The following is a 12,372-nucleotide window of genomic DNA, read 5'->3' as shown; positions in this document are numbered from 1 at the left end:
TTGCCTCATCAAAACAAATCAACCCTGCTCTACTCAGCAGGGTTGATCTCTTCCTCAATAACTTCGTTATTTAGGGCAGACGAATCACCCGCTGTGGATTGGTGGCATCATCCATCATACTCACATTGCCACCCAGTACATTGATGATGTACTCCTCCAGAATCTGCTGCTCTCCAATGCTGGTCGCCCCAAGCACCACCGAAGCAGGAAATGCGGCATAGCCATCACCTCCGGTTGCAGTGAAACTGTTGGTGGCCAGCACAAAGGAGTCACTCAGGGCAGTTGCATCGGCAACACCATCGGTAACCAGGTTGACCACTGTACCGTCATGCTTGGTGATGGTCAGGTTACGCACACGGGATGGCGTGGTGACAGAGGCCAAGGCTTCCAGTGGTGGATTGGCTGTATCGAACTCCAACACCATGCCGGCTATCTGTGGAAAGCGGCCATCGGTGGCATCGGCACGGCTGACGGAATTCTCCATGGCAGCCAACACCTGATCCCCACTCATTTGCAGCACTGTGAGGGTATTATCGAAGGCAAGTGCGGCTTCCACTGCCAAGCGGATGATGGTTGGTCCCTGAATGGTATCGCGGATACCACCACCGTTCTTCAGGGCGATATCAACAGTCGGGAAGCCGTTCTGTTGAGCTCCCCAGATTGTGGAGTCAGCAGCCAGGAGGCCCAGATTGGTCTCACGAGTACGAACATCGGCACGAAAACCATTCAACGGATAATCCGTGCTGCCTACGACAAAGAAGGCGTCCTGGATGATGGTGGTATCCCGGATGGCATCATAGATGCCTACCACTCTCTTCTTTGGTCCGAGTCTGCGTGCACCCAGTTCCATCTTAAGGGCCTCTACGCCTGCTTCGTTGGTCGCTACAGGTCCACTGCGCATATCCACATCGGCAATATGGCCTGATTTATTGAAGGTTACAATCAGATTGCCTAGGTAGCGGTATTGCTGATCACTGTTGATCACCAGTACAGTCTCACCTTCACTGTCGACACGCCAGGTCGGGTAGTCTGCTTCAGCAGTGTCCTCCGGACGTAGCAGATTGTATGGGCCATCAGCGACTGGTCGGGCCATGAATCCGGTGGATCCGGCCGCCACAATAATATCTATACCCCGCAGGGCACTGGCTGAGAGGGGATCCGCGGTGAAATCCTGAGCATGGTCAAGCAGGATAATGCGGTTGATACCCTTGGACTCCAACAGTTCAACCTGTTCGAGAACCTGACCAACAGCAGAGATCAGTGGTTGGTTGTTTGCATCACGACCACCAACGAAATCGAGTCCAGGCAGTGTATTGATCGGATCCTCAATCACATTGAAGAAGTCAGCCGGAGCCCGACCAATCAATCCGATTTTGTGCTCACCACGTTTCACCCAGCAGCTTTTTACTACCTTTCCCCGACTCTTGGCACAACGCTTAGCATCCTTACCGATCTCAATCTCTGGTGTGCCATCTGCCACCACGACCTGGCTGAAATCCAGATTGACGGCTATGAAGGGGTAGCGTGCCATATTGATCATCTCGGCAAACTCATTGATACCACCATCAAACTCGTGGTTACCGATCCCATTGGCAGCCAACCCCATCGCATTGTAGATCAAGATATCACCCAGACCTGGTTCACCAAAGGCTTCAGTCGATGCCTGATAGAAAGGTCCCGGCAAGGTATGATCACCGGCAGTCAGGTATAAAGAGGGAGTACACTCCTGCTTCGCCACGCGCTTCAATCCTTTGGCTATCGTGGAGTAGTTAAGAATCTTCTCCTCTAAGGTGTTTGGGTCCTGGAATGAGGACTCATTATCTGAACTGTGGAGGATCTGTAGTTTGTTGTGGTAGTTGTATTCACACTGATGCTCATGAATATCTTCTTTCTCTTCATATCCACTATCCTCCTGATCAGTTTCAGAATCTGATCCTGCCAGTGCCGATGTGGAGATCATCATCGACGCTGTCAGCAGTCCGGCTACTGTTATTTTGAGAAACATGACTCTACTCCCTTATACACTGAAGTGTTCAATTGAGTGAGTAAGCCTAGGTCAGATTTCTTACAATATTTCGTAAGTTAGATGACCAGTAGATGATGAGTACAGCGGTAAATGTAGGGTTATTGATGACAAGTGCCAACCAACCATGGAGGTTGTCCTGAGCATGTCCCAATCTGGATTTTTATCTCAAATCGTTCAATGCCATAGGGTGGTTTTTATAGAAAGTCGATTGATTAAACATGAGAAGTAATATGATTGAAATTGTAAAATCGGCCGGAAGAAAGTTAATCGAATTCGAAACCTGTTACCGACCTAATCTCTGCCTCAAGTTGTCAGATGATTCGCTAAGGATCAAGCAATCGATATACAACAGAAAGCCATTCAACTAGTGACTGGCTTTATCGAGTACCATACGGAGGGGAATGTTCATATCCCGAAGAAAGTTGAAGTAGGCACGAGTGGCCTCTTTACTCATGCCGATCAGCATAATGCCACTCTTGTTTTTTACCGTGTAGATCACAAATCCGCGTAGTGTTTGTACTACGCCATGTATCCACACTTCCAGCAATACGATATCATTTGGGATCAGATTCGGTTTCTCCAATTCAAGCGCCATTCCGCCCAGACTCAAGTCCTGTGTGACAGCACTCCCAATATTTTGACCTCTTCTGATCAGGTCAACTTTCATGGACAGTCGTATACGAGGAAAATAGCGGTTTTCCACTTTCTGCTCCGGGTACATTGTGTAATCAATCCTCTCTTTTTCCCAATCACCTTTGTTATCTACTTAGTGATTTGAGGTTCCTACCACCGGTTTCCAGGCTGCACTCAGATGCACTTTGGAATGAGCCTCACAAATATCCAATTAAACCCATCCATTGAATAAGTATAACTATAAAACTTACACGCTCTATAAGTATATTATGATTGATTTACAACCCACCCTTACTCCGATAGCCGGCTTTCAATGACATAGATCAATACTCCTATGAAAATCTTACAAATTTTGACAATCTGTAAGTTGCGCTTCAATACAGTTGATATCAATTTGATGATTCAGTCCAAACAGACGCCCTAATTTAATGGATGAAAACTTATACCCTACTATTCTATAGATTGTTTTTATCGATCTTGAAATAAACAGGCCCATAAGTAAAAAAGTACAATAATGAATAGTTTCCAGGTCGAATATCTGGCAAATAGGTAAAACTCAATGCGCGAGCGGAAGTCTCCAGAAGCATGAATGAAGCGGGCAATCCTTACAGTGAATTACCTGGACAGATAACATCTGTATAGATCATGGAACCCGAATAGTTTTGGAGTATTACATTTTATGACAGATGATAAAAAGCAGCATCTATCAGAAGCACTCAACTGGATTGTATCCCTTCTGAATCAACATCGAATACCCTATATGATCTGCGGCGGGCTTACCGCGATTGGTTGCGGATCGACGTGAGAGTTAAATGACATCGATCTATTTGTACCAGGCAAGCTGTTCAGAAAAGTAGCGGCACTTGGAAGCAAATATCTCAGTAAACCACCACAACACTATTGCGAAGCCAGTGAAGGATGGGATCTGAAGTATGTTCAGTTCATCTATTGCGGTGTTAAGATTGATGTTGGATGTCCACATGGAGCGAATATCTTTGACGCTTCAAGCCAGAATGGTACTGTATTGAAACTCGATTTCACAGTTATCGAAACCAAAACAATTTTAAGTACTGAAGTTCTCCTGATGAAGCCTGAATCGTTAGGGCCTGTTAACACTAATCCAATAGACCCTAATTGAATATAAGACAAAATTGGGACGCCCTATTGATCTCCTAGACATTGAAGCCATAACAAAAAAACCATCGAAATGATGGCTTAAGGATCAAAACCTGTTAATGCAAATTAAATAATTTATCTACAAGGAACTCTTCTGCTTGATAGAATATGAAACTTATTTAATGAATAAACAGTAAAGATGTCAATTCTTAATGAACTACGCAAAAATCTGAGTTTCGCTATCCTCCTGGCCTCTTCAGGCTATACCATATTGTGCCTCTACTATTACCTCAACCAGGTCAACATCATTTTTCCCGCAAGCCGAATCGATGCTGATGCGGTATTGAATTTCACCATCGATCACCAGGAGCTTTTTATCGATACCCCAGATGGAGCTCGGTTGCATGGGGTGCTCTTCAAGGCAGAGAAACCCAAAGGGGTGATACTCCATTTTCACGGCAATGCAGAGAACATGCTCTCAATGCAATACGCAGCCGAGCCTTTTGTTCATCGAAACTACAGTTTTCTGGCAATGGATTATCGCAGCTACGGCAAGAGCAGCGGCAGATTGAGTGAAGAGAATCTGTTTGCCGATGCTGCCCTGTTTTTGGATTATCTGAAAACTTCAGGTTGGGACAGTTCTGAAATCATTCTTTATGGACGATCGATCGGGACGGGTGTTGCTATCCAACTGGCATCAAAATCCGATCTCAGGGGTATGATTCTGTATGCACCCTTTTACAGTTTGACTGATTTGGCGGCTTACCACTTCCCCATGTTACCCGCAGATCTGCTGCTAAAATTCCCTATGGACTCAGCCGGATACCTGAATAATGTCAAGCACCCTGTGTTGATCCTGCACGGTGCTGCCGACCGGATCATTCCTCTGGATCAAGCTGAAAGATTAGCCAGGATCAAAGGTAAGCTGGTCGTGTTGGAAAATGGCCGCCATAACAATCTGTATGGTAATGAGAGATTCTGGTTTGAAATCGATTCTTTTTTAGCCCGTATTTGAATTTCATTATTTACGGATCTATCTATCCTATCCCGGTATTTTCATTAAACCAACACGATCAATATGGGAATTATCTTCCTACTGCATTTCTACATAACGATGTGATTTCCAAGCTGATTCTCGATCCTTTTGACTCATAAATACTATTTAATTCAGTATCAATTTGATGCTGAATTGAGCTCAACTCAAATTCCCAAGATTGTTAACATCTAAAAAAATATTGACTTGAGCCACTTGATTAACTATTTATTTGTATCTAATTAAACGCGCATGTAGTTTAATTGCGCTATCATTTTTAAGTAGGGAACATCAGTATACTTCAGCCTGCGCAGCAACGACCAAACAATGAAGTAACTGATTGAGTAATAATAATTTCCAGGGGAATGATGTTATGTCATCAGATAAACGGGTAGGCATGGGACCAGTCCCTACTTCGCCTGAGATGTATATCAACGAGAAACAAGTCGATGGAATGTCGATCCTGAAGAAATTTGGCTGGAAACTGGTCTGTATCAGAAGACCGGGCTTAGGCCACGCACTTACCGTGCTGAAGAACAGTCAGGAAAAGTCAGTTGGCGTTCTTGGTGAGGATGGAATACTCAGACTCACAACCGATCTCAAGATCCGACAGGCCAGCTAGCGGCAGTCACCAAGATTTAAATTCAATATTATGGTGAGGTGGCTGGACGGACACCCCCACCCCCCTCAGTCGATATTTTCGATGGAAGCGGGATTTTCGATCTGATTGAGTTCCAGTGCTGCCTGGTACTCCGTGCTCTCCCATTCAAATCTCGGCAGATTACTGAACGATTGGATCAATCCATTGGTCCAGGCTTGTTGCAGCTCAATCAGATAATCCCCCTGCTCTTCAAATTTACAGCGGCTGGCCAGTTGAAATTCATCCGTCCGATAGAGTGACAGCTCATAAGGAGGCCCTACTGTGATATTGGACATGGTGGTGGAGCTGAGGGAGACCAGCGCCAGACGGGCGCAATCATTCAAAGGCAGATCGTGGCTGAGCACCCGGTCGAGTACCGGTTTGCCATACTTGGTCTCGCCAATCTGCAGGTATGGGGTGCTTTTTGAAGCCTCAATATGATTGCCTTGCGGATAGATCAACATCAGACCATGGGGTTGACCTTGGATCTGTCCGCCAATAATCAGTGAGACCTCACCACTGACACCCGCTTGTTGCAACGCACTGTTGTGCTGTTGCTGAACCTGCTGGCTCACCCGTCCCACATAGTCCGCTGCCTCGAACAGATACCTCGCAGAGAGCAGACTGTCGACTCCACTCGGGTAGTCGATATCCCGTTGAATGATATTGATGATCTCCTGGGTGGTGGCCAGGTTACCCGCCGAGAGAATCACAAACAGACGATCCGGCGCCGGGTTGAAGACATGCATCTTGGAATAGGATGTCACGTAGTCCACACCGGCATTGGTACGGGAGTCAGAAGCGAACAACATGCCATCTTTGACACAGATACCGAGACAATAAGTCATAAACCGACCTTTCTGTTTGAGTGTGTACCCAGGCATCTTAATACAAATTTGAAATCCCTGGATACCGTTTTCCGGGTTCGATCATAATTAATGTTCTCGCCTGGCTGGCATAAAAACTGCTCTATACCTGTTTAAGTATTGAAATGGCTATCAATACCACCCGAGAGCACCAATCTGGAGCATCCAGCGCACCATGTCAGTTCGAATTGCCATACAGCACCGTACCGAATACCACTTTGACCGCCCGGTTGATCTTGCACCTCACCTGATTCGCCTGCGTCCTGCGCCCCATACCCGCACACCCTTGCACCACTATGCGCTGAAGATTGAACCGCAGAAGAAATTTCTCAATTGGCAGCAGGATCCATTCGGCAACTATGTAGCCCGTTGTGTGTTTCTGGAAAAGGCTAAAAAACTGGTGATCGAGGTCAACCTGGTTGCGAACATGGTGACCATAAATCCATTCGATTTTTTTGTCGAGGAGGTGTGTGAACACTTTCCCTTCAAATATGAGACGCAACTGAAAAAGGAGCTGTTTCCCTATTTCGAGTTGAAAGAGCGTGGGCCCAGACTGATGGCCTGGTTGAAGCGTTTGAAGGCGGATCCGGTCGGCTTCGGTTATCAGTCAGATGGTAAACCGCAAGCCCCGGAGGAAGCGGGTCAGGGCCCCCATATTGTCCACTTCCTGGTCGAACTCAACCAACGTCTGCAGCAGGATATCGACTACACCATCCGCATGGAACCGGGTGTTCAGAGTTGTGAGCAGACCCTGACCAAAGCCAAGGGCTCCTGTCGCGACAGCGCCTGGCTATTGGTTCAGATTTTACGACACCTGGGACTGGCAGCCCGGTTTGTCTCCGGCTACCTGGTTCAGCTGGTGGCAGACCAGAAATCCCTGGATGGCCCTTCCGGTCCTGAGGCGGATTTCACCGACCTTCACGCCTGGACCGAGGTGTTCGTACCCGGTGCCGGCTGGATCGGTCTGGATCCCACCTCCGGCCTGTTTGCCGGTGAGGGGCATATCCCCTTGGCCTGCACACCGGATCCGGTCAGTGCTGCCCCGATCGTCGGCGCCACGGATAAATGCAAAGTCACTTTTCACCATACCAACAATGTTCAGCGGATCCACGAAGATCCCCGGGTCACCAAACCCTACAGTGACAGCCAATGGCAGGCGATCCTCAGTCTTGGTGACTTTGTGGATAAGCAATTGCTGTATGGTGACGTGAGACTCACCATGGGGGGTGAACCAACCTTTGTCTCGATTGATGACATGGACAGCCCCCAATGGAACACCGCCGCCCTGGGTCGCCATAAACGGGCACTGGCCGGGGATCTGCTGAAGCGGCTCAAAAAGGCATTTGCCACTGATGCCATCCTGCACTATGGCCAGGGTAAGTGGTATCCGGGAGAACCCCTTCCCCGCTGGGCACTGACCTGTGCCTGGCGCAAAGACAAACAACCGGTCTGGCGTCACCCTGAACTGTTGGACCAGCCTGACTCATCGAGCGAATACAACGCTCACCATGCCCAGTTGTTGATCCGGCATATTCAGAAGCACCTCGATCTGCTGGATGACCGCTATGTGGTACCGGGCATGGAGGACAACCTCTACTATCTGTGGAAAGAGGGTACCCTGCCGGCGAATGTGGATGTGCTCGACAGCAAGTTGAAAGATCCTCTGGAACGGAGCCGCTTGCGCCGGGTCTTTGAACAGGGTCTGCAGAAGGTGGTCGGTTACGCTCTGCCCATCGCCTGGGACTACCGTCAGGAGAGCTGGGTGAGCAATCCCTGGAACTTCCGGCGTGGCAATATGTATCTGATACCCGGCGACTCACCGATGGGTTATAGACTCCCGCTGGACTCTCTACGCTGGGAGAAGGCCGAGGAGCGTCATGAGATACATCCCCGGGATCCCTTTGATGAACGGCAGTTACAGCCGGAAATCAAAGATCGACTGCGCCTGACCCAAAGTGGTATGACCATCCCACTGCCGGAAGCACCCATGGCAGCCGACGATCCCTCGCTGTTTGAGCAGGACGACGAGATCCATGGCCAGGCTCTGATAAGGACCGCCTTGTGTGTGGAATCCAGGTCGGGACACCTGCATATTTTTCTGCCCCCATTGACTGAGCTGGAACACTATCTGGATCTGGTCAATGCGATCGAGGCCGCAGCGGTAGAGACCGGTTACGGGGTGATCATGGAGGGATACGAACCGCCCAAGGATCCCAGACTGGAGCGTCTGCAGATCACACCTGACCCGGGTGTCATCGAGGTCAACATTCAACCCAGCAGCAGTTGGCGGGAACTGGTGCAGCTCAATCAGACCCTCTATGAAGAGGCAAGACAATCCCGCCTGGGTACAGAGAAGTTCATGCTCGATGGTCGCCACTCGGGTACCGGTGGTGGCAACCATGTCACCATCGGTGCTGCCGATCCCGCTGACAGTCCGATACTGCGACGCCCACATCTGCTACGCAGTCTGTTGACCTATTGGCAACACCATCCGGCTCTCTCCTACCTCTTTTCCGGACTCTTCATCGGCCCCACATCCCAGGCACCCAGGGTGGATGAGGCGAGGGACGACTCCCTCTATGAGCTGGGCATCGCCTTCAGCGCGATGCCCCCTGGGGATACTCCGGCCCCCTGGCTGGTGGACCGGATTCTTCGCCATCTGCTGGTGGATCTGACCGGCAACACCCACCGGTCTGAATTCTGTATCGATAAACTCTACTCTCCGGACAGCCCCAGCGGCCGTCTTGGCCTGGTTGAATTCCGTGGCTTTGAGATGCCACCCCACGCGCAGATGAGTGCACTGCAGATGTTGCTGCTGCGCGCTCTGATCGCCCGCTTCTGGGATACCCCCTATGACCGGGCACCAGTCAGCTGGGGTACCGAACTGCACGACCGGTTTATGCTGCCCCATTTCGTCGCCCGGGATCTGGCCGATGTGGTGAATGATCTCAACCGCGCGGGTTATGCGTTTGAGAACCCATGGTTTGATCCGTTTCTGGAGTTCCGCTTCCCCCGCTACGGCACCATCAATGTGGATGATCTGGAGCTGGAGTTACGCTTCGCCATCGAGCCCTGGAACGTGTTGGGAGAAGAGGTGACGGTCCAGGGGACCGCCCGTTTTGTAGACTCCTCAGTGGAACGGCTGCAGACCAGAATCAAAGGCATCACGCCTGGTCGACACGCGGTCACCTGCAATGGCAGGCCGTTACCACTGCACAATACCGGCACCCATGGTGAGTATGTGGCGGGAGTTCGCTTCAAAGCCTGGCAACCGCCTTCCGGCTTGCACCCCACCATCGGCAGTCATGCGCCACTGGTGTTCGACATCGTGGATACCTGGAACCGCACATCCCTGGGTGGCTGCACCTACCATGTCGCCCATCCCGGTGGACGCCACTATGAAACCTTTCCAGTCAATGCAAACGAAGCCGAAGCCCGTCGCCTGGCCCGCTTCCATGACCACGGCCATACCGGCGGCACGATCAATCTGACTGAAGAGAGGATCAATCCGGATTTCCCCTATACCCTGGATCTTCGCACCAACCCGGGAGGCTCAAGATGACCATCAATCGGGAGTCCTTTGAAAACCATCCATTCTTCGATGAACTGATCACGCCCAACGGTCATGCCAGAGGCTATGCCCGTAAACTGATCAGCTATCTGGGTAAGCTCGATGAGGGAGAGCTGGCATCCCGCCAGCTGGGTGCCGAACTGGCGATCAAACAGATGGGCATCACCTTTCGCGTCTATACCGAAGAGGAGGGTTCCATCGATCGGGTCTGGCCGTTCGATATCGTGCCCCGGCTGATCCCTAAAAAAGAGTGGGACCGGATCGAATCCGGTCTTAAGCAGCGGGTCGAAGCACTCAATCTTTTCATTGACGATCTTTATCACAAACAGCAGATTGTCAAGGACAAGGTGTTTCCGGCGGAAGTGCTGGCAGATTCCGAAAACTTTCGTGAACAGTGTATTGGCGTCAATCCACCACTGGGTGTCTGGGCGCATATCTGCGGCAGTGATCTGGTCCGCGATGACAAGGGTGAGATCTATGTACTGGAGGATAATCTGAGAGTCCCTTCCGGGGTTTCCTATATGCTGGAGAATCGACTGGTGACCAAACGGGTCTTCCCGGAACTGTTCGAAACCTACAGTCCCCTGCCCATCGATGACTATCCATCCGAACTGTTCGATACTCTCTCTGCCCTGTCACCCCGTCCCGGAGATTATCCGGAGATTGTGGTACTCACCCCGGGTATCTACAACTCAGCCTACTTCGAACATGCCTATCTGGCACAACAGATGGGATGTGAGCTGGTTGAGGGACGCGACCTGGTTGTTGAGAAGGATGATTGTGTCTATATGCGCAATATCGAAGGGCACTCCCGGGTGGATGTGATCTATCGCCGTATCGATGATCTTTTTCTTGATCCCGAGGCATTCAATGCCGACTCGATGCTGGGTGTTCCCGGTCTGATGCGGGCCTGGAAAGCGGGTAATGTCGCGATGGCCAATGCCCCGGGGGCCGGTGTGGCGGATGACAAAGTGGTCTACTCCTTTGTGCCCGATATCATTCGCTACTATCTGGACCAGGAACCCATCGTACCGAATGTGCCAACCTGGCGCTGTATGGACAAACCATCCTGTGATTATGTCCTGGATCATCTTAAAGAGCTGGTGGTAAAACCTGCCAACGAATCGGGTGGTTACGGTCTGCTGGTGGGTCCGTCATCGTCCCGGCAGGAGCGAGAGACCTTTCGCAAGCTGATCGAGAAGAATCCCCGTAACTACATTGCACAACCAACCCTGGCGATCTCTACGGTCCCCACAATCAATGGTGGTTTGCTTGAACCCAGACATGTTGATCTGAGGCCGTTCATCCTCAGCGGCAAGTCGATGGAGGTGACCACCGGTGGGCTGACCCGGGTGGCACTGCGTAAAGGATCCCTGGTGGTGAACTCATCCCAGGGCGGCGGCAGCAAGGATACCTGGATCGTGGACAGTTAGGGCCTATCTGAGGAGTAAACAATGCTATCCCGAGTTGCACAAACCATATACTGGATAGGACGTTATCAGGAACGGGCTGAAAATACCGCGCGTCTGATCACCGTCAACACCAATCTGATGCTGGATCTGCCGCCCAAGGTTGCCCCAGGCTGGGATGCACTGATCAACCTGCTGGGCTGTTACGACTCCTATCTGGCACGTCATCCCGAGTTTACCGAGCGCCGGGTGGCGAATTTTTTGATCAACGATGAATCCAATTCCAGCTCCATCATCAGTACTCTCTGCGCATTGCGAGAGAATGCCCGCACCATACGCGAGATATTGCCGCGGGAAGCCTGGGAGTCGATCAACAGTTATTACCAGACTGCCCTGGAGCGTAAACAGAGCAGCTTTTCCCGCCAGGGGCGACAAACTTACCTGGAACATATCATTGCTGGCTCACAGTTGATGACCGGGCTACTGGCCGGCAGTATGAATCACGACACGGCCTACCGCTTTCTCAATTTGGGACGAAAACTGGAACGTGCCGATATGACAACACGTATCATCGATGTACGACCCGAAAATCCACTCCCGGAAGAGGCACCTGAACTGGCGCCATTTGAAGACATTCAATGGATGAGTATGTTGAAATCACTCAGTGCTTATCAGATGTATCGACAACATATGCAGGTCAGAATCAATCGTAAGGACGTTCTACAGTTCCTGTTTAAAACACAGGGTTTTCCCCGTTCAATAAGTTATTGCACGGAAAACATCCGTTTCAATCTCTCCCGTCTGCCGAAAAACAGAACACCGTTAAAAGTACTGAAAAAGATCGATACCCGCCTGACAGAGATGTTGACGGATAAGATGGATAACAATGAGCTGCATGAGTTTATTGACGATTTACAGATCGATTTTGGCACCCTGCATGAAGCGATTTCAAAAGCCTATTTCCCACCTGCTCTGATGTCCGCAGCATAATTGACAAAGGGTTTATTGAGTGGCGTCATTGGGCTGTAACATAAAGATGATTTGATAACAAAATAACGCGTACAATACTACGCACAAC

At 50.2% G+C, this 12,372-nt stretch carries 8 protein-coding genes; 5 read left to right on the top strand and 3 right to left on the bottom strand.

The genetic code is table 11. From position 1 onward, the window contains the following. Positions 1-70 precede the first annotated feature (70 nt). Positions 71-2,005: a bifunctional metallophosphatase/5'-nucleotidase gene (locus tag A3193_RS06165; protein ID WP_069014328.1), complete on the bottom strand. Its 1,935-nt coding sequence runs from the start codon at positions 2,003-2,005 to the stop codon at positions 71-73. A gap of 385 nt (positions 2,006-2,390) precedes the next feature. After that, entirely contained in the window at positions 2,391-2,747 is a 357-nt protein-coding gene (locus A3193_RS06160) for a PilZ domain-containing protein (protein ID WP_069005284.1), read from the bottom strand. A gap of 1,227 nt (positions 2,748-3,974) precedes the next feature. Here A3193_RS06160 and A3193_RS06155 point away from each other — a divergent pair. Both A3193_RS06155 and A3193_RS06150 read left to right on the top strand, forming a co-directional pair. Next, positions 3,975-4,790, top strand: a complete 816-nt coding sequence (locus A3193_RS06155) for an alpha/beta hydrolase (protein WP_069014327.1) — start codon at positions 3,975-3,977, stop codon at positions 4,788-4,790. 391 nt (positions 4,791-5,181) lie between these two features. Then, positions 5,182-5,430 (top strand): hypothetical protein, encoded by a 249-nt coding sequence (locus A3193_RS06150; RefSeq protein WP_139116978.1) that lies wholly within the window; start codon positions 5,182-5,184, stop codon positions 5,428-5,430. A gap of 65 nt (positions 5,431-5,495) precedes the next feature. Here the strand turns inward: A3193_RS06150 and A3193_RS06145 are convergent, their stop codons facing one another. After that, positions 5,496-6,296 (bottom strand): proteasome-type protease, encoded by an 801-nt coding sequence (locus tag A3193_RS06145; RefSeq protein ID WP_069005281.1) that lies wholly within the window; start codon positions 6,294-6,296, stop codon positions 5,496-5,498. Positions 6,297-6,489: 193 nt separating this feature from the next. Between A3193_RS06145 and A3193_RS06140 the strand changes: the two genes are divergently transcribed. From A3193_RS06140 to A3193_RS06130, 3 genes are read left to right on the top strand one after another with little or no spacing between them, the layout of a single operon-like run. Then, on the top strand, positions 6,490-9,876 hold the full coding sequence (locus A3193_RS06140) for a transglutaminase family protein (protein ID WP_069014326.1): 3,387 nt from the start codon (positions 6,490-6,492) through the stop codon (positions 9,874-9,876). Then, positions 9,873-11,318: a circularly permuted type 2 ATP-grasp protein gene (locus A3193_RS06135; RefSeq protein ID WP_069005279.1), complete on the top strand. Its 1,446-nt coding sequence runs from the start codon at positions 9,873-9,875 to the stop codon at positions 11,316-11,318. Before A3193_RS06140 ends, A3193_RS06135 begins: the two co-directional genes overlap by 4 nt. 21 nt (positions 11,319-11,339) lie before the next feature. Further along, on the top strand, positions 11,340-12,284 hold the full coding sequence (locus A3193_RS06130) for an alpha-E domain-containing protein (RefSeq protein ID WP_069005278.1): 945 nt from the start codon (positions 11,340-11,342) through the stop codon (positions 12,282-12,284). Positions 12,285-12,372: the final 88 nt, after the last annotated feature.

The sequence above is a fragment of the Candidatus Thiodiazotropha endoloripes genome (genome assembly GCF_001708965.1).
Classification (GTDB): Bacteria; Pseudomonadota; Gammaproteobacteria; order Chromatiales; family Chromatiaceae; genus Thiodiazotropha; species Thiodiazotropha endoloripes.
Note: the sequence above shows the minus strand (reverse complement) of the source record. Positions and strands in the feature narration are given on the sequence as shown.